Source organism: Microbacterium sp. NPDC055665 (assembly GCF_053618035.1).
Map to the genome: position 1 here is coordinate 278,581 of NZ_JBSHGY010000001.1, position 18,513 is coordinate 297,093.

An 18,513-nucleotide genomic window follows, 5' to 3' on the forward strand; every position below is an offset into this window, starting at 1 on the left:
GTCGGGGCAGAGGGGCCCCGACACACAAGAAAGGTCAAAGAAGACATGGCTGATGTGAATCTCGGTCTCTATTTCCTCTCGGAGCTGGTCGGCACGGCGATGCTGATCATCCTCGGATGTGGTGTCGTCGCCAACGTGGCTCTTGCGAAGACCAAGGGCTTCGGCGGCGGCTTCCTGATGGTCAACTGGGGATGGGGCCTCGCGGTCTTCGCCGGTGTGCTCGTCTCCGCGTACTCCGGTGCGATCCTCAACCCCGCCGTCGGCATCGGCCTCCTGGTGGCCGGCAAGATCAGCTTCGTGATGTTCCTCACCGCGACGGCTGCCGAACTCGTCGGTGCGATCCTCGGTGCGATCATCGTCTGGCTCGCCTACAAGCAGCACTTCGACGAGGAGCCGGACGCCGCCAACAAGCTCGGGGTCTTCTCCACCGGCCCCGCCATCCGCTCCTACGGGTGGAACCTGGTGACCGAGATCGTCGGCACCTTCGTGCTGGTCTTCGGCATCTTCGCGTTCGCGGACTACGGCGACATCGAGATCGGTGTTCCCGGCGGCCTCGGCCCGCTCACCGCGCTCCCGGTGGCCCTGCTCGTCGTCGGCATCGGCGCCTCGCTCGGTGGACCGACCGGCTACGCCATCAACCCCGCCCGTGACCTCGGTCCGCGCATCGCGCACGCGATCCTGCCGATCAAGGGCAAGGGCACCAGCGATTGGTCCTACTCGTGGGTTCCCGTCGTCGGTCCCCTCATCGGTGGTGTGATCGCCGCCCTCGCCGCACCCGTGCTGCTCGGCCTCGCCGCCTGCCGCACATCTCATCGCACTGAATTCAAAGGAGAGCACAAGTGGCTGACTACATCATCGCCATCGACCAGGGAACGACGTCGAGCCGAGCGATCATCTTCGACAAGAAGGGCAGCATCGTCGCGACCGGCCAGAAGGAGCACGAACAGATCCTTCCGAAGGCCGGTTGGGTCGAGCACGACGCTGCCGAGATCTGGCGCAACGTGCAGGAGGTCATCGGTCTGGCCCTCGGTCGCGCCGATCTGACCCGCCACGACATCGCCGCCGTCGGCATCACGAACCAGCGCGAGACGGCTGTCGTGTGGGACAAGAAGACCGGCAAGCCGGCATACAACGCGATCGTCTGGCAGGACACCCGCACTCAGGACATCGTCGACCGCCTGGCAGCCGACGGCGGCGTCGAGCGGTTCAAGCCGGTCGTGGGCCTGCCGCTGGCGACGTATTTCTCGGGCACCAAGATCGCGTGGATCCTCGAGAACGTCGAAGGTGCGCGCGAGAAAGCGGAGGCTGGCGACCTGATCTTCGGCACCACCGACAGCTGGGTGCTCTGGAACCTCACCGGTGGCGTCGACGGCGGAGTGCACGTCACGGACGTCACCAACGCCTCGCGAACGATGTTCATGGACCTCGAGACGCTCGAGTGGCGCGACGACATCCTCGAGGCGTTCGGCGTGCCTCGCTCGATGATGCCGGAGATCCGCTCCTCCTCCGAGGTGTACGGCACCGCCGAGAGTTCGTCGCTGCTGCGCGAGACGCCGATCGCCGGAATCCTGGGTGACCAGCAGGCGGCGACGTTCGGACAGGCAGCGTTCCAGACCGGCGAGAGCAAGAACACCTACGGCACGGGCTGCTTCCTGATCTTCAACACGGGCGAGGAGATCGTCCACTCGAAGAACGGGCTGCTGACCACCGTCGGCTACAAGCTCGGCGACCAGCCCACGCACTACGCGCTGGAGGGATCGATCGCCGTCACCGGATCGCTCATCCAGTGGCTGCGCGACCAGCTCGGCATCATCTCCTCGGCTCCCGAGGTGGAAAAGCTGGCCGAGCAGGTCGACGACAACGGCGGCGTGTACATCGTCCCGGCGTTCTCCGGTCTGTTCGCACCGTACTGGCGCTCCGACGCCCGTGGCGCGATCGTCGGCCTCACCCGATACGCGAACAAGAACCACATCGCGCGCGCCGCGCTGGAGGCCGTGGCCTTCCAGACCCGTGACGTGCTCGATGCGGTCAACGCCGACGCCGGAGTGGATCTGACCGAGCTCAAGGTCGATGGCGGCATGGTCGCGAACGACGCGCTCATGCAGTTCCAGGCCGACGTCCTCGGGGTTCCGGTCGTACGTCCGGTCGTCGCGGAGACCACGGCGCTCGGTGCTGCCTACGCGGCCGGTCTCGCTGTCGGATTCTGGAACGGTCTGGACGACCTGTCGGCGAACTGGCAGGAGGACAAGCGCTGGGAGCCGTCGATGGACGGGGATGAGCGCGACCGCCAGCTGCGCCTGTGGCGCAAGGCCGTCACCAAGTCGATGGACTGGGTCGACGACGACGTCAAGTGATCTGACGTCAGTCGGAAGCGGGTCCGGAGTTCTTCTCCGGGCCCGCTTTCGCGCTCCCGGGAACGAAGTGGTCGATGACGGCGAGGAAGGCTCTCGCCACATTCCGCGGTGCCGCGCCGTCCCATGCCAGATACTCCACGCGTACGGGGCCGTCACGGACCTCCGCGGTCGCCACATCCGCCGCTGACCGTGCGATCGTCCCCGGCGCGAGCAGAGTCACCGCCAGACCGGCAGCGACCAGGCCGAGGAGAAGGGTCGCGGAGTCGGCCTCGAAGGCGACATCCCGCGTCAGTCCAGCGGCGGCGAAGGCGGCATCACTCTGCGCGCGCCCCGATGTGCCTGCCGGGAAATCGGCGAACGTCGCACCGGCGAGATCTTGGAGAGCCACGACGTCCCTCTCCGACCGCTCGTCTCCATGCGGAAACGCCGCCACCAGTCGATCTCGCGAGAGGACCCGCGAAGCCACGCCGCTCGGCTCCACCCCTTCGCGCAGGCCGAGCAGGGCGACATCGAGCTCACCATGACGGAGGCGCGCCATCAGCACGTCGCTGTTGCCCACCTGCAGCTCCACTCGTGCGAGCGGGTGCGCGGCACGGTATGCGACCAGCACCTCCGGGATGTCAACAGCGGTGACCGTCGGGATGACTCCGATACGGAGCGTGCCGGTCACCACGCCCGCGGCCGCGGCCGCTCCCTCCCGCGCTTGTTCCGCCGCCCGGAGCGCGGTTCGTGCGTGGCCGAGAAACGCCTCCCCTGCCTCGCTCAGGCGGACGCTGCGACTCGATCTCACGAACAGCCGCTGACCGAGCTCTCGTTCGAGAGCGGCGATCTGATGGCTCAACGCCGACTGCGTGACGAAGCAGCGTTGGGCTGCCCGGGTGAAGCTGGATGTGTCGGCTACCTCGACGACATATCGGAGCTGTTGGAGTTCCATTCGCCGATGATCTCACTTCATGAATACGGTGACAAGGATGCGTTGGACTCATGCGAGCGGGCGGCGCACGCTGGAGACATGAATCGCCTGATGCTCGTGCTGCTCACCGCACTCGCCCCCATCGCGTGGGGAACGACGTACCTCGTCACCACCGAGCTGCTTCCGCCGGGGCACCCGCTCTTCGCCGGTCTGCTCCGCGCCCTCCCCGCCGGGCTGCTCGCCGTGCTCATCAGCCGCCGCCTGCCGCACGGCTCATGGTGGTGGAAGTCCTTCGTGCTCGGAGCTCTCAACATCGGCGCGTTCTTCCCCCTCCTCTTCCTCGCGGCCGAGCGGCTTCCCGGCGGAGTCGCGGCCGCGGTCGCGGGGGCTCAGCCCCTTATCGTGCTGGCGCTCGGTGCCCTCGTCCTGCACGAGAAGATCAGACCCCTCACCGCAGCGGCCGCCGTCATCGGAGCTGGCGGGGTAGCACTCGTCGTCCTGGGGCCGGCTGCAGAGCTCGACTTCTGGGGGGTGCTGGCCGCCATCGGCGGCGTCACGGCCACGGGGGCGGGCATGATCCTCACCAAGCGCTGGGGACGGCCTGACGGGGTCGGTCCGGTCGCATACGCCGGATGGCAGTTGTCGGCCGGGGGGCTGCTGCTCCTCCCGCTCACGCTCGCTGTCGAAGGCGTGCCCGCTGAGATCGATGGTGGCGCCGCGCTCGGGTATCTGTGGCTCGGCACCGCCGGTGGGATCGTCGCCTACACGCTGTGGTTCCGCGGTGTCCAACAGCTCCCCGTGATCGCACCGGGCCTGCTCGCGCTGCTCTCCCCCATCGTCGCGACCACCCTGGGTGTGCTGGTGGCGGGCGAGCGCTTCACCGGCGTCCAGGCGATCGGCCTCGCGCTGACGATCGGCGCGCTCATCCTCGGACAGATCGTCGCGCGGCCGTCGTCCGCAGACGCCAGGAGATCGCGGAAGACCTCGTCCGCAGCCGCCCTGGCTGCTCCGCGCTGAGAGCGACTCAGCCCTTGCCGAACAGCTTCTGGATCTCGGCCAGGTCCGCTTCGCTCGGCGCCTGACCCGCGCCTCCGCCGAGGCCGAAGCCGGAGCCGGTCGGCGTCGAGGTCGCGGTGATCCCCGCGTTCTCCGCCGCACGCTTTGCCGGGTTGCCCGAACGGGAGCCCTTCGATGCCTTGCCCTTCTTGCCACGCTTCGAGGAGGCTCCTGGGCGGCCCATCCCGGGTACCGCGCCCATGCCGGGAATGTTCGGGGTGCCACCGCGCGCAACCGTCTTCATCATCTTCGCGGCCTGCTCGAAACGCTGGACGAGCTGGTTGACGTCGGTGACGGTCATGCCGGAACCGCGCGCGATGCGCAGACGACGCGAGCCGTTAAGCACCTTGGGGTTGCGACGCTCCCCCGGCGTCATCGAACGGATGATGGCCTCGGTGCGGTCGATCTCGCGCTCGTCGAAGTCCTCGAGCTGCTGCTTCATCTGCCCCATGCCCGGGAGCATCCCGAGCATCTTCTTCATCGAACCCATCTTCTTCATCTGCTGAAGCTGGTCGAGGAAGTCCTCGAGGGTGAAGGCCTCGGTGGCGAGCTTCTCGGCCATCTTCATGGCCTCTTCCTCGTCGAAGGCCTGCTGGGCCTGCTCGATGAGGGTCAGGATGTCGCCGAGGTCGAGGATGCGACTCGCCATGCGGTCCGGGTGGAAGGGTTCGAGGTCTTCGAGACGCTCACCCGTCGAAGCGAAGATGATCGGGCGGCCGGTGACCGAAGCCACCGACAGCGCCGCACCACCGCGGGCGTCGCCGTCGAGCTTCGAGAGGACGACGCCGGTGAAGTCGACGCCCTCCTGGAAGGCCTTCGCCGTGTTCACGGCATCCTGACCGATCATCGCGTCGATGACGAACAGGACCTCATCGGGGTCGACGGCCTTGCGGATGTCGGCGGCCTGCTTCATGAGCTCGGCATCGACGCCGAGACGACCCGCCGTGTCGATGATCACGACGTCGTGCTGCTGACGGCGCGCGTACTCGACGCCCTCGCGCGAGACCTTCACGGGGTCGCCGACGCCGTTGCCGGGCTCGGGCGCGTAGACCGCGGCACCCGCCTGCTCGGCCACCACCTGCAGCTGGTTGACGGCGTTCGGGCGCTGGAGGTCGGCCGCGACCAGGAGGGGAGTGTGCCCCTCCCCCTCGAGCTGCTTAGCGAGCTTGCCCGCGAAAGTCGTCTTACCCGAACCCTGCAGACCCGCGAGCATGATGACGGTCGGCGCGGTCTTCGCGAACTGGAGACGCCGCTGCTCGCCGCCGAGGATCTGCACGAGTTCCTCGTTGACGATCTGCACGACCTGCTGCGCGGGGTTCAGCGCCTTGTTGACCTCGTCACCGAGGGCGCGTTCGCGCACCTTCGCGGTGAACTCCTTGACGACGACGAGCGCGACGTCGGCGTCGAGCAGAGCGCGACGGATCTCGCGCACGGTGCCGTCGACGTCGGCAGCAGTGAGCTTTCCCTTCGTGCGCAGGTTGCGGAAGGTCTCGGTGAGTCGATCGGAGAGCGTGCCAAAGGTAGCCATGGTGCTGTCGATTCTACGCGAGTGGAGCCTCCACACTCAGCGCGGCACGGAGTTCCGCCTTCGCCCTCTGGTAGCGCCCTCGCGCCGTCGAGGCAGGAATACCCATCAGCTCCGCCGCATCCGTCAGCGAGAAGCCGTCCCAGTGCACCAGACGGACGAGTTCGGACAGGTCGGGGTCGAGTCGAGCGATGGCGTCGCGCACCTCGCTACCGGTATCGGCCGGTGCCGCTGACAGCTCCTCCGCGGTGTGGGAGCGGATGCGGTCAGCCAGTGCCCACCGCCTCCGCTCCCCCCGTGCGTGGTTGAGCAGCGTTCCGCGCGCGACGCCGAAGAGCCACATGCGTGCACGCTCCGAGTCGGTCGGAAGCTGGCGGACTCGCCGCCACGCGACGACCATGGTCTCCCCCAGGAGGTCTGCGGCGTCGTCAGGGCCGACTCGTCGAGACAGGTACGCGAGCAGGTCCGACGCGTTCGCCTCGAAGACAGCGATGAGCGCCGCGTCCTCCGGGTGCCGGCTCATAGCGCACCACCCTCGCCGCCCCAGTCCTCACCCTCGCAGTGCAGCTGACTGTGCGCGTCCGAGCCTTCCAGGTCACCGCGTCCGGTGTCGAAGCCGTTCGCCTTCAGCTCCTCGTAGAGCGCCATGGAGAGGGCCTGATCGTGCGCCCGCCACGCATTCAGGTCGGCCGCCCGAGGATCCGAGGTCGCCTCCTCCGAGCCGGCCATGTCCGCCTCGACGGCGGCGAGATACTCCGCCACGTAGGGTGCTGCGGCCGCCTCGACGTCCGTGTTCGCGAACCACTCGTCGATGATCCGATCGACCTGGGACTGCGTGAGCGGGTCGTGTGTATCCCAACCGCTGTAACGGATCTCGCACTCGCCCCAGGTGGGTGACGTGTAGGAGTAGCTGCGGTCAGGGTTTTCCAGCCCCGCATTCCAGAGCCAATCCGACGACGCGGTCGCGATACCCGCACCGCCGGCGAGGAGGAGCCCCAGCGCTCCGCTCAGCACCGCGGTGCGACGCTTCTTCCGTGGCGGACGCACGACGGTCTTCGCTTCGGCGAGCATCGCGCGCAGGTCCGCCGGTTCGATCGCCGCGTGGGGCGCCGGGGCCGACGACGCCAGCAGTTCGTCCAGATGGTCTCGCATCATGAGTTCCTCCTCAGGGGTGGGTTCACTCATGACCTGTCCGGTTCGCGACGTTTCGTCCGCGGAGTCACTCTCGCCAGGGAAGGTCGTTGATCACCTGGAGCGCGTCGTGCAACACCGCCTCCGGCGTTCCTCGCCCCGCACCCTGCTCGGCCCAGACACGCAGGGCCGACAACACCGCTGCGGCATAGGCCGCGCCGAGGATGTCGGCACGGATGACGTCGATCCCCGCAGTTCGCGCCGCGGCGGCCACGGCATCGGACAGCCTCGCCAGGCGGAGCCCCGTGTCCCGCACGAGCTCATCCTGCAATCCCATCGCCGTGGCGTTGCGGAGCGCGAGGGCGAGCGGGTCCGGCTCGAAGCCGTGCACGACGAGCAGCAGGATCCGGCGCACCGTATCGCCGGATGCCCCACCCCCCAGCGCGCCGAGCGACCGGATCGCCTCGCCGATGCGCTCGTCCATGCCGGACCAGAGCACGTCGCTCTTCGATGTGAAGTAGTTGAAGAAGCTCGACCGGCTCACCCCGGCGCGCTGGGTGATGTCCGCCACCGAGGTCGCCTCGTACCCGCGCTCCAGGAAGAGCTCGCACGCCGCCTCAGCGAGCGTCTCTCGCGACGACGCCTTCGGGCGCCCCGCCCTGCCGGTGGAATTCATGCCCTCACGCTACCGCGGCGCGGCCCGAAGGCCCCTCGGTGACCAACCGAGGAGTATTGTTGCCCTCAGTCCATTTATAGAGAAGGAGAGCGTGATGCTCGACATCCTCACTCCGGGGTTCGCTCCGACACCCGTGCCGTACGTCGAAGGGTGGGAGCTGCAGAGACGCGTCCATGCCGACGTGGTCGCGGGCAGCCGTCCGGACACGCTGATCCTCCTCGAACACGAGGCCGTCTACACCGCGGGCAAGCGGACCGAGCCTCAAGAGCGGCCGCAGGACGGCACCCCCGTGATCGACGTGGACCGCGGGGGCAAGATCACCTGGCACGGCCCCGGCCAGCTGGTGGGATACCCCATCGTCCGACTCGTCGAGCCCATCGACGTCGTCGCGCATGTGCGCCGACTCGAGCGGATTCTGATCGATGTGCTGCGACCCTTCGGCGTCGAGGGGTACCAGGTCGACGGCCGGAGCGGCGTGTGGGTGCGCCGCCCGCTGTCGGAGGACAAGGTCGCGGCGATCGGCGTGCGCGTCCAACAGGGCGTGACCATGCACGGCTTCGCGATCAACTGCGACAACTCCCTCGCCGGATTCCGCGGCATCATCCCGTGCGGCATCACTGACGCCGGGGTCACGACGGTGAGCGAGGTGACGGGGTCGAGCGTCTCCCCGGTCGACATCGTCGATGCCGTGCGGGAGGCGTTCATCGTCGAGTACGCTGGAACGACACTGGCGGGAGCACGCGCATGACCGCCGCCCCCGAGGGGCGCAAGCTCCTCCGTCTCGAGATCCGGAATGCCGAGACGCCGATCGAACGCAAGCCGGAGTGGATCAAGACCAAGGCGAAGATGGGCCCGGAGTACACGGCACTGCATTCCCTCGTGAAGAGCGAGGACCTGCACACGGTCTGCCAGGAGGCCGGCTGTCCGAACATCTACGAGTGCTGGGAGGATCGCGAGGCGACGTTCCTCATCGGCGGCTCGCAGTGCACCCGTCGGTGCGACTTCTGCCAGATCGACACGGGCAAGCCCGACGCCTACGACACCGACGAGCCTCGCCGCGTCGCCGAAAGCGTGGCCCGCATGAACCTGCGCTATGCCACCGTGACAAGCGTCGCCCGCGACGACCTGCCCGACACCGGCGCCTGGCTCAATGCGGAGACCGTGCGGAAGATCCACGAACTCAACCCGAACACCGGAGTCGAGCTGCTGGCGAACGAGCACAACGCCGACCCTGCCTTCCTCGGCCAGATCTTCGACGCCCGCCCCGAGGTGTTCGCCCACAACGTGGAGACGGTGCCCCGCATCTTCAAGCGAATCCGGCCCGCGTTCCGCTATGAGCGCTCCCTGAACGTCCTCACCCAGGCACGTGACGCCGGACTGATCACGAAGTCGAACCTGATCCTCGGCATGGGCGAGGAGCCGGAGGAAGTCGTCCAGGCCCTCAACGATCTGCACGAGGCCGGGTGCGACATCATCACGATCACGCAGTACCTCCGACCCACGCCGCGCCACCTCCCGGTCGCGCGATGGGTGAAGCCGGCGGAATTCGTCGAGTTCAAGGAGGAGGCGGAGCGAATCGGCTTCCTCGGCGTGCTGGCAGGCCCCCTGGTGCGGTCGTCGTACCGCGCGGGACGCCTGTGGGCGCAGTCGATGGTGTCCAAGGGACGAGAGATCCCCGAGCACTTGTCGCACATCGCGGAGAGCGCCGACCTCGGGTTCGCGCAGGCCGTCTGATCGACCGCCGTCCCGGGTGCGCCCCGGGGCGGCGGCTCAGTCGGCGCTCATCACCGACTGCACGGTGCCGTCCGAGCCGAGGTTCACGAGCAGGACATCATCGGATGAGCTGTCGTCCAGGGCATATTCGAGGACGGCGAACGGCTCCGAGCCGCCGTGCTCGTCGGCGAGGATCGTCATGCTCATCAGTCGCAGCGAGCGGATGATGTCCACGGCCGCATCCCCCGACACATCGACGAGGACCTCGGGGAGATCATCGCCGTATGCCTCCTGCTGCTGGAGGATGTACTCGGTCACCTCGCTCGTGCGGTCATCGACCTCGGCGAGCATGCCGCGACGTGCGGTGTCGTCGACGTTCTCCAGTCCGGCGATCAGACCCGCGGCGATGTCCAGTGCGTCCGACGACACGTCGTCCTGGTCCGGAGCGGTCAGATCGACGGTGACGCTCTGGTCTCCGAGCTCGACGGTCTCCGACCAGAAGATCGAGCCGTCGGGGCCCGAGGACAGGAGTCCGAAGTAGTCGTGTTCGATCGCCATAACGCTATGAAACCAGCCTCGTGCTCACTGCGGTAGTCCCGTCATCAACCGACCAGCGATTGGACGAACACATGGGGGGTGAATCCGGTGAGATCATCGATTCCCTCGCCCTGGCCGAGCAGCTTGACCGGGATGCCCGTGCGCTCCTGGACAGCGAGCACGAACCCGCCCTTGGCCGACCCGTCGAGCTTCGTGAGGACGAGGCCCGTGACGCCCGCGTGCTCGAGGAAAGCCTCGGCCTGCATCACGCCGTTCTGGCCCGTCGTGGCATCGAGGACGAGCAGCACCTCGCTGATGGGAGCCTGCTTCTCGATGACGCGCCTGACCTTGGAGAGCTCGTCCATGAGCCCGCCCTTGGTGTGCAGACGCCCGGCGGTGTCGATGATCGCGATCTCGATGCCTTCGCGCTTGGCGTACTCGACGGTCTGGAAGGCCACGGATGCGGGATCCTGCCCTTCTTGCTGCGGGCGCACGATCGCCGCTCCCCCGCGCTGCGCCCAGGTGGCGAGCTGATCGACAGCTGCCGCACGGAATGTGTCCGCGGCGCCGACGACCACGCTGCGCTGGTACCCACGCAGGAACTTCGTGAACTTTCCGATGGTCGTCGTCTTGCCGACGCCGTTGACGCCGACGACCAGCACGACTGCCGGACGCTCCGTGAGCTTGAGCGTCGTGTCGAACTTCGCGAAGTGCTCCTCGAGAGTCTCGCGGAGCATGCGCTGGAGGTCGCGAGGATCGGTCGTGCGGTACTTGTCGACCTTGGCCCGAAGTTCGTCGACGACGCGCTCACTGATGTCGGGGCCGAAGTCCGCGGTGATGAGGGCGGTCTCGAGGTCCTCCCACGTCGTCTCATCGATGGTGGGCTTGACGAACATGCCGCGCAGTGCGCGACCGAGAGACCAGGACTTCTCCGCCATCCCTCCAGCCTACGGGTAGCGCGGGCCGAACAACGCCTCCCCGAGCGAGGCGGGTCAGACGGCAGCTGCGGCGCGATCCCCCACACGCTGTCCCACGACCGCGGACACGCCGTCCTGGCGCATCGAGACACCGTAGAGGGCGTCAGCGATCTCCATCGTGCGCTTCTGGTGCGTGATGATCAGGAGCTGCGAGCTCTCGCGCAGCTGCTCGAACACCGTGAGCAGGCGACCCAGGTTCGCATCATCGAGCGCGGCCTCGACCTCGTCGAGGATGTAGAACGGGCTCGGCCGCGCCTTGAAGATCGCCACGAGCAGGGCGACCGCGGCGAGTGAACGCTCCCCACCGGAGAGCAACGACAGCCGTTCGATCTTCTTCCCGACGGGGCGCACCGACACCTCGATGCCGGTGGTCAGCATGTTCTCGGGATCGGTCAGGGAGATGCTCCCCGTGCCGCCAGGGAACAGCAGCGGGAAGACCTGGCCGAAAGCCTCCTTCGTGTCTTCGAAGGCACTCGCGAAGATGGTCTGCATGCGCTCATCGAGGTCGGCGATGATCGTCAGCAGGTCCTGGCGCGTCTGCGTGAGGTCGGCCAGCTGCTCGGTGAGGAAGGCGTGGCGCTGCTCGAGCGCCGCGAACTCCTCGAGCGCCAGCGGATTGACGCGTCCGAGCTGGGCGAGCTTGCGCTCGGCGTCGGCCAGCCGGCGCTGCTGGATGCGACGATCGAACGGGATCGCCGTGTCGTCGAGCAGCTCACCCGCCGGGGGTTCGACTCCCGGATCACGAGGTACCAGCTGATCCGGGCCATATTCCGCAACGAGAATATCTTCGTCGAGGGAGAGTTCCGACGACACGCGCTCGAGCAGACTGTTGAGGTGCAGCTTCTTCTCGTGGATCTGCAGCTCGAGGCCGTGCACGCTTTCGGTCAGACCCGCGAGGCGCTCCCGCAGCGACGACTCCTGAGCGCGGAGCCCGACGAGCTCCTCGTTCTGGGCCGAACGCGCGGCCTCCGCCTCTGCCAGGGCTACACGGGCCTCGGTGACCGATCGGTCGAGGGAATCGAGGATTCGCGGCAGTTCCTCCGCGACGCCCGACGCCGCTTCGCGCTGGGCACGACGGATGACCGCTCGCCGCGCCGCTTCGGCCGCGGCGTCGCGCTCCTGCTCGCGCTGCCGTTCGAGGCTCGTGACCCGCGCCTGAGCCGCACGCACGCGTTCACGCAGCGTCTCGATCTCCAGCCTCGCCCGCACCTCGCCCTCGCGCGCCAGCTCCAGTGTTTCGAGCAGCCCGTCTCGCGCAGAGGCGTCGAGGACGGGACGCGGAGCCGCGATCGCCTCGTCCAGCGCTGCCTTGGCCGTCTCCGCCTTCGCCTCGGCATCGGATACCGCGGCCTGCGCCTGTGCGAGTCCGGTCTCCAGTCGCTCGCACTCGGCCACCGCTGATTCGTGGCGGACGGTGACCCGGTTCACCTGCTCGGCGTGGGTGGCGAGGGCCGCGTCGTGCTCGCGCAGTGCGCGGAGCGCGTCCTTGGCCTGTCGTCTGGTCGTCTCGACCGCTTCGTTCGCGTCCTCACGCGCCTCGCGCAGCGAGTCCACCACGATCTGGATCTCTGCCAGCCGCTCGGCCGCCGCATCCCGCTCGGCCGCGAGCTCCAGACGAGATCGCTCGCCCCCGGATCCGGTGCGCAGCGTCTGGGCGGTGATCACGTCTCCGCCGACCGTCACGATCGTCGTCGATGTATCCCCTGCATCGTCGAGCGCGGTGCGCGCGGCACGGGCGGAATCCAGATCGTCCGCGATCAGCACGTGCGACAGGATGCCCAGCACACCATCGGGGGCCGTCACGGTCTCGACCGCGGGTGTGACCCCCTCGATGGGAGCAGCCACCGACTCCGGACGCAGTGCGTCGGCGACGACGAAGTCGACGACTCCCCGGCGGTTCTCGGCCGCCTCCGCCGCCTGGGCGAACGCATCGGCGGCGGTGTCGATCAGTACGCCCTCGGTGAGCGGGCCGAGCACAGCGGCGATGGCCGCTTCGAAGCCGGCGCGGACTTGAACGGCGTCTCCGACGAGTCCGCGAACGCCCTTACCGCCGGCCTTGACGATCTCGGCGGCGCCGCCCGACAGCGCCAGAGCACTGCTCAGGGCTGCGGCCTTCGCGGTCAGTGAGTCGACCTCGCGCTCAGCCGCGTGCAGCCGTTCCCGCAGGGTCTCCCGCTCGGCCTCCGCGGCCGTCGCCGCCCGCTGCGCACTGTCGTAGGCCGCTGCGTGTTCGACGGCGGTGCCCTCGGGCGCTTCGGCATCGTCGATCGCCTCGAGCGCCTCGGCCTCCTCGCGCCTGCGCGCGTTCGCCGCCTCCAGTGCGTTCTCCTGGCGAAGCACCGCGCCGCGCACGGCGGCGAGAGCCGATGCCGCGGCGTCGGCCGTACCGCGCAGCGCCGAGAGACGCATGTCGTACTCCGACACGAGCGCACTTTGCTCGGCGATGTCCACATCGAGCGTGTCGAGCTCGGCCCGGGCATGGACGACGTCCCGGCTCGCTGACGCGGCGGCGTCCTGCGCGTCGCCGAGGCCGGCGGAGATCACGTCTATCTCCTCCTTCGCCTCGTCGATCGCGGCCTGGGTCACCGTGACGGCGGTGACGGCGGCGTCGTCGTCTTCGGAACCGAGCAGTGCCAGGCGCTGGTTCGCGAGCGTGTACAACCCGCGCATACGCTCCTGAACCTGCTCCAGACCGAAGGCCACGCTCCGAGCCTGATCGACGGCGACCGAGTTCTGATCCTGTTCGAGCCGCGCGATGCTCGCTCGCACCGTCTCTGCCTGGTCGGAGAGGACGAGCCGCTCCGTGTGGCGTTCGTGCTCTGTGCGGGTGTGGTCGGCGAGGGCGGTGCGCAACGCGACGACGTCGTCCGCGAAGATCCGCGCCTTCGCATCTCGCACGACGGCAGCGATCGTCTGCGCCTCCCGGGCGATCTCGGCCTGGCGACCGAGTGGCTTGAGCTGACGGCGGATCTCCCCCGCCAGGTCGCTGAGACGCGTGAGGTTCGCCTCCATCGCGTCGAGCTTGCGAAGGGTCTTCTCCTTGCGGCGGCGGTGCTTGAGAATTCCCGCCGCCTCTTCGATGAAGCCTCGTCGGTCTTCCGGAGAAGCCTGGAGCACCGTGTCGAGGCGCCCCTGGCCGACAATCACGTGCATCTCCCGACCCAGTCCGGAGTCGCTGAGCAGCTCCTGGACGTCGAGGAGTCGGCATCCTTCGCCGTTGATCGCGTACTCGCTCGACCCGTTGCGGAACAGCGTGCGACTGATCGTCACCTCGGCGAACTCGATCGGGAGGGCGCCGTCGGCGTTGTCGATCGTCAGCTGCACTTCGGCGCGCCCCAGAGGGCCCCGCGTCGAGGTACCCGCGAAGATGACGTCCTCCATCTTGCCGCCGCGGAGCGTCTTCGCGCCCTGCTCACCCATCACCCAGGCGAGGGCGTCGACGACGTTCGACTTGCCGGATCCGTTCGGACCGACGATGCAGGTCACGCCGGGTTCGAAGACGAAGCTCGTCGGCTGCGCGAACGACTTGAACCCTTTGAGCGTCAGGCTCTTCAGATGCATGCGGGCACCGCTCGTCCGGGGAGAATCACGCCGCTACGCTACCGGAATCCCGGGCCTCAGCCGTCATCCCGCGCGGGCGTTCATCGAACCGGTACCGCTCGGCGACACGCCGTGGGAGAGGAAAATGCTTGACGCTGCCCGACGGAGTTCGCTACCGTGTCCTCCGGATCGACGCACGAAAGGAGGTTACCGATGATGATGATTCAGCTCAACGCACAGGCCACTGGCCTCAAAGCGCCAGCGCACTTCGCGCCGCGCCCTGCGTTCTCGGTGACCGCCGGCGTCCGCTTCAGCGCGCTCTCGTAGCAGCGCACCCCGAGAATCTCGGCCCGTAGTGGGCCTTCTCCGGTCGGTGCACCCGCGCCCCACCCTCTGATCCGCGTCCGGATCACGGATCTCGCCGCCTTCGGCGTCCACGTCCCGTGGCCCGAATGCTGCCGACTCTCGCACCCACGCGTCACGCGCCCCACCGGCGCGCGACGCCTCCCGCTCTTGCACTCCCTCACCTCTTTCAAAGGACTCTCTCGTGAACACCACGTTGCGCCGCAACATCACCCACCCGCCCGATACCGAGGACCGCGAGGTCTTCCAGATCCCCCGCGACGACGAGCTCCGCCGGTTGGCGCTCTCAGATCGCATCTCCCTCCGGATCGGCCTCTGGCTGCTCCAGCGATCGCAGCGCCCGCGGCGGCAACGTCGCACCGTGCACATCGAGTCGGCGGAACTGCTGATCACCGAACAGCGTCGCCGCGCCGAGCATGAACTGGGCGTCCTCACGGCATTCGCCCTGCAGCGCGGGATCCGCTGATTCTCGGAACCAGCGGACGACGATCCCCCCTTCCCGTTGAACCCCCACAGTAAGGACTGACATGACCATCGTTGAACCGACGATCACTCCCCTGATCGTGCCGGCCTCGATCGACGACGACACGGCAGCGGAGTTCCGCGCATACGGCGAGCTCAACCGTCAGATCTGTGATGAGCAGGTCGGACTTCCCGGACTCGCTCTGGAGGCCGCACAGGTCCTGCCTGGTTGGCAGGACGACACCGATTCGCTGGACCGCGGCTTCGTCGCCCGCGTCGACGGCGAGATCGTCGGCATGGTGACCATCTCCTTCGCGCAGGAGGAGGAGGCGAACGCCGGCGAGATCGACATGCTGGTGCCCGAGGCGAACTGGGGCCGCGGAATCGAGAATGCGCTGCTGGCGCACGCCGAGGACGAGGCCCGGGCGCGCGGTCGCAGCGTCGTGCAGCTGTGGAGCCTGCACCGGCCGGAGGAAGCCGAGCGCATGCTCGAGCCGCGGACGGGGTGGGGCCGGATTCCGGCCACACCCCTGAGCGATCTCGCCGAATCCGCCGGGTACACGCTCGAGCAGGTCGAACGGAACAGCGAGTTCGACCTGCATTCCGACCCGACGCTTCTGCGCACGGCGTTGGCGGAGGCGAACGCTCACGCCGGTTCGGAGTACCGCACCCTTGAATGGATGCTTCCGACGCCTCCGGAACTGCGCGCGGGATACGCCGACATTCTCGCGCGGCTGTCGACGGACGCCCCGAGCGGCGAGATGGACTTCGTCGCTGAGGTGTGGGATGCGGATCGCGTGGCGCGGCGAGATGCACGGATCATGGAGTCCGGGCGCGTCGTCTCGGTCGTGGCCGTGCAGCACGTCCCCACCGGGGACATCGTCGCCTACAACGAGCTGCTGATCGGGACCGACCGCACCGGCGTCACCCATCAGTACGGCACCCTGGTGTCGAAAGACCACCGAGGCCATCGGCTCGGGACGGTCGTGAAGTGCGTCAACCTTCTCCGGTGGCAGGAGTTGATGCCGGAATCGCCCGTCGTCTCCACGTTCAATGCGGAGGAGAACCGCCCCATGCTCAGCATCAACGAGAAGATCGGCTTCCGTCCGGTCTCGTACGCCGGAGCGTGGCAGAAGAAGCTCTGATGGGCGTGCGGACCCGATCTCATTCTGGAGGATGAGGCCGGGTCCGCATCCTCATCCGCCGGAGCGACGACACTCGCCGGCGCGGTGACGAAAGTGGAGATATGAACATCCCCGTGATCGAAGCCCATGCCCTGACCAAGACCTTCGGGATGACGCGCGCTCTCGCCGGAGTCGATCTCGCGATCCACCGCGGCGAGTCCGTCGCGATCATGGGCGCCTCGGGTTCGGGCAAGACGACCCTCTTGCACGTACTGGCCGGAATCACCGCACCCGATGCGGGCAGCGTCCTCTTCCGCCCCGCAGAGGGCGCTCCGATCGAGATCACCGCGCTCAACGAGTCCGCGCGTTCCCGTCTGCGCCGTGAGCGGTTCGGATTCGTGTTCCAGCAGGGACTGCTCATCCCGGAGTTGACGGCAGTGGAGAACGTCGCCCTCGCTTCGATGATCAACGGCATCCGTAGGCAGGATGCCATCCAGCACGCGGCGTCCTGGCTGGCCGCGCTCGGACTCGCGGGCATGGAGGACCGCCGGATCGGCGAGCTCTCCGGCGGTCAGGCACAGCGCGTCGCGATCGCCCGCGCGCAGGCGACCGGCGCGGAGCTCGTCTTCGCCGATGAACCGACCGGCGCACTCGACTCGCGCACGTCGTCCGAGGTCATGGACGCCCTGCTGTGGTCGACCACGAGCCAGGGTCGGACCCTCGTCGTGGTCACCCACGACCCCGAGGTCGCCAGTCGCTGCACTCGCACGATCGCCGTCCGCGACGGACGCATCGTCTCCTCGGCGGTGGCCGCGTGAACCGCAACGTCCTCGTGCTGCTGCTGCGCCCCGCCCCCGGGCAGAACAGCGTTCTCGCCCTTCCCGTCGTCGCGTTCGGCGTGGTGACCACCCTGGTGTTGACGGTGATCGGCGGCGCCCAGTCGTTCTGGGGCTGGACCGATCCTGAGGCCCCCGTCTACCAGGCGCTAGCTGCGATCGCGCTCGTCCTCCTGGTCGTTCCGCTGATGTCGCTCGGCGGCGCAGCCGCCCGACTCTCTGCCCGGCGACGAGATGAGCGCCTCTCGACCCTGCGTCTGCTCGGGGTCTCCCCCGCAGGGGTCACGGTCGCCACCGTCGCCGAGTCCGTTCTGGTGGCCGCAGTCGGAGCCCTCGCCGGTGTCGTCGGCCACCTCGCGCTGAGTCCGCTCATCGGGCTGATCCCGTTCCGCGGTGAGGCACTCGGCTTCGGCGCGGTCGTGCTGCCCCCGGCTCAGATCGCGATGGTTCTCGCGAGTGTGCTCCTCCTCGCCTCGGCGAGTGCGGTCGTCGGCCTTCGTCGTGTGGTGATCTCCCCGCTCGGAGTCCGCACCCGTGCCACGACCAGCAACGTGCACTGGATCCGCGCACTGATCGCGGCCGGCGCCATCGCGATCGCCGTGGTGCTCATCAAGGTCTTCCCCTCCATCGGCGGGTTGGTCACGACCATCGTCGTCCTGGCCGGGCTCTTCGCCGCCGCGCTCGCCGTACTCAACGTCGTCGGTCCGTGGGTCCTCAAGGTGACGGCGACACGCCAGCTTCGCCGCGCCGAACAGCCGGAACGGCTGCTCGCCGCACGCCTTGTCCTCGACTCCCCGAAAGCCGCGTGGCGGCAGGTGGGCGGCATCGCGATGGCGAGCTTCATGGCTGTCTTCGCCGGCACGGGCGTGGCACTGATGAACGTGATGACGGGGCCGGAGGCGTCGGAGTCCGACTTCGCCCTCGCCGGCGACATCCGCACCGGGCTCATCATCACCCTGATCGGCTCGTTCCTCATGGTGGCGGCATCCGTCGGAGTCAACCAGGCGTCCGACGTGCTCGATCAGCGCGAGCTGCACCGCAGCCTCCACCATCTGGGCATGCCGCTGGACACCGTGGACCGCGCACGGAGGCGTGCGATCATGTCACCGCTACTGGTGACGGCGATCGGCTCGGCGCTGGTCGCGGCCGTCCTCGTGATCCCCCTGATCGGGATCGCCCTGATCACGGCACCGCTCTCGCTCCTCACGATCGCCGCCGTGGTCGCTGTGGGGATCGGCACCGTCTGGGCGAGCACCTGGGCGACCCGTCCGCTGCTCCGTGGAGCGTTCCAGCCGGCGTGACCGAC

At 68.2% G+C, this 18,513-nt stretch carries 16 protein-coding genes and 1 pseudogene; 9 read left to right on the forward strand and 8 right to left on the reverse strand.

Annotation, left to right across the window (positions count from 1 at the left end; all coding sequences use genetic code 11):
• Nucleotides 1-45: 45 nt before the first annotated feature.
• Nucleotides 46-795 (forward strand): annotated as a pseudogene (locus tag ACWGO6_RS01375) (MIP/aquaporin family protein); the annotation flags it as partial.
• A gap of 44 nt (nucleotides 796-839) precedes the next feature.
• Nucleotides 840-2,354: a glycerol kinase GlpK gene (glpK, locus tag ACWGO6_RS01380; RefSeq protein WP_136043820.1), complete on the forward strand. Its 1,515-nt coding sequence runs from the start codon at nucleotides 840-842 to the stop codon at nucleotides 2,352-2,354.
• 7 nt (nucleotides 2,355-2,361) lie between these two features.
• Here the strand turns inward: glpK and ACWGO6_RS01385 are convergent, their stop codons facing one another.
• The gene (locus ACWGO6_RS01385) at nucleotides 2,362-3,288 is read right to left on the reverse strand and encodes a LysR family transcriptional regulator (protein ID WP_452325657.1); all 927 of its coding nucleotides are present in this window, start codon (nucleotides 3,286-3,288) and stop codon (nucleotides 2,362-2,364) included.
• 78 nt (nucleotides 3,289-3,366) lie between these two features.
• Between ACWGO6_RS01385 and ACWGO6_RS01390 the strand changes: the two genes are divergently transcribed.
• Entirely contained in the window at nucleotides 3,367-4,284 is a 918-nt protein-coding gene (locus tag ACWGO6_RS01390) for an EamA family transporter (RefSeq protein WP_452325658.1), read from the forward strand.
• A 7-nt stretch (nucleotides 4,285-4,291) separates the two neighbouring features.
• On the opposite strand, the gene ffh is transcribed toward ACWGO6_RS01390, so the two are convergent.
• The 4 genes from ffh to ACWGO6_RS01410 form a co-directional block, all read right to left on the reverse strand.
• Nucleotides 4,292-5,851 carry a signal recognition particle protein gene (gene ffh, locus ACWGO6_RS01395; protein ID WP_136043817.1) on the reverse strand — a complete coding sequence of 520 codons (1,560 nt, stop codon included), beginning with the start codon at nucleotides 5,849-5,851 and terminating at the stop codon, nucleotides 4,292-4,294.
• A 13-nt stretch (nucleotides 5,852-5,864) separates the two neighbouring features.
• The gene (locus ACWGO6_RS01400; RefSeq protein WP_136043816.1) at nucleotides 5,865-6,371 is read right to left on the reverse strand and encodes an RNA polymerase sigma factor; all 507 of its coding nucleotides are present in this window, start codon (nucleotides 6,369-6,371) and stop codon (nucleotides 5,865-5,867) included.
• Nucleotides 6,368-7,003, reverse strand: a complete 636-nt coding sequence (locus ACWGO6_RS01405) for a hypothetical protein (RefSeq protein ID WP_452325659.1) — start codon at nucleotides 7,001-7,003, stop codon at nucleotides 6,368-6,370. Before ACWGO6_RS01405 ends, ACWGO6_RS01400 begins: the two co-directional genes overlap by 4 nt.
• A gap of 64 nt (nucleotides 7,004-7,067) precedes the next feature.
• Nucleotides 7,068-7,655 carry a TetR/AcrR family transcriptional regulator gene (locus ACWGO6_RS01410; protein ID WP_452325660.1) on the reverse strand — a complete coding sequence of 196 codons (588 nt, stop codon included), beginning with the start codon at nucleotides 7,653-7,655 and terminating at the stop codon, nucleotides 7,068-7,070.
• Nucleotides 7,656-7,749: 94 nt separating this feature from the next.
• Between ACWGO6_RS01410 and lipB the strand changes: the two genes are divergently transcribed.
• A complete protein-coding gene (gene lipB, locus ACWGO6_RS01415) occupies nucleotides 7,750-8,403 on the forward strand; it encodes a lipoyl(octanoyl) transferase LipB (protein ID WP_136043812.1) in 654 nt (217 codons plus the stop codon).
• Complete coding sequence (gene lipA / locus ACWGO6_RS01420; RefSeq protein WP_136043809.1) at nucleotides 8,400-9,389, forward strand: lipoyl synthase; 990 nt, start codon at nucleotides 8,400-8,402, stop codon at nucleotides 9,387-9,389. The genes lipB and lipA overlap by 4 nt, the downstream gene beginning before the upstream one ends.
• 36 nt (nucleotides 9,390-9,425) lie before the next feature.
• On the opposite strand, the gene ACWGO6_RS01425 is transcribed toward lipA, so the two are convergent.
• Genes ACWGO6_RS01425 through smc form a run of 3 tightly spaced genes read right to left on the reverse strand, consistent with a single transcriptional unit; the run spans nucleotide 9,426 to nucleotide 14,443 of the window.
• On the reverse strand, nucleotides 9,426-9,926 hold the full coding sequence (locus ACWGO6_RS01425) for a DUF2004 domain-containing protein (protein ID WP_452325661.1): 501 nt from the start codon (nucleotides 9,924-9,926) through the stop codon (nucleotides 9,426-9,428).
• Nucleotides 9,927-9,970: 44 nt separating this feature from the next.
• The gene (gene ftsY, locus ACWGO6_RS01430) at nucleotides 9,971-10,843 is read right to left on the reverse strand and encodes a signal recognition particle-docking protein FtsY (RefSeq protein WP_136043805.1); all 873 of its coding nucleotides are present in this window, start codon (nucleotides 10,841-10,843) and stop codon (nucleotides 9,971-9,973) included.
• Nucleotides 10,844-10,897: 54 nt separating this feature from the next.
• Entirely contained in the window at nucleotides 10,898-14,443 is a 3,546-nt protein-coding gene (gene smc / locus ACWGO6_RS01435) for a chromosome segregation protein SMC (protein ID WP_452325662.1), read from the reverse strand.
• Nucleotides 14,444-14,969: 526 nt separating this feature from the next.
• Here smc and ACWGO6_RS01440 point away from each other — a divergent pair.
• The 4 genes from ACWGO6_RS01440 to ACWGO6_RS01455 all read left to right on the forward strand — a co-directional run bounded on the left by ACWGO6_RS01440 (nucleotide 14,970) and on the right by ACWGO6_RS01455 (nucleotide 18,508).
• Nucleotides 14,970-15,251 carry a hypothetical protein gene (locus ACWGO6_RS01440; RefSeq protein WP_136043803.1) on the forward strand — a complete coding sequence of 94 codons (282 nt, stop codon included), beginning with the start codon at nucleotides 14,970-14,972 and terminating at the stop codon, nucleotides 15,249-15,251.
• A gap of 61 nt (nucleotides 15,252-15,312) precedes the next feature.
• Nucleotides 15,313-16,392, forward strand: coding sequence for a GNAT family N-acetyltransferase (locus tag ACWGO6_RS01445; protein ID WP_136043801.1), 1,080 nt, complete (start codon nucleotides 15,313-15,315; stop codon nucleotides 16,390-16,392).
• A 101-nt stretch (nucleotides 16,393-16,493) separates the two neighbouring features.
• Complete coding sequence (locus ACWGO6_RS01450; protein WP_136043799.1) at nucleotides 16,494-17,189, forward strand: ABC transporter ATP-binding protein; 696 nt, start codon at nucleotides 16,494-16,496, stop codon at nucleotides 17,187-17,189.
• Nucleotides 17,186-18,508, forward strand: a complete 1,323-nt coding sequence (locus tag ACWGO6_RS01455) for an ABC transporter permease family protein (protein ID WP_136043797.1) — start codon at nucleotides 17,186-17,188, stop codon at nucleotides 18,506-18,508. Before ACWGO6_RS01450 ends, ACWGO6_RS01455 begins: the two co-directional genes overlap by 4 nt.
• Nucleotides 18,509-18,513 lie beyond the last annotated feature (5 nt).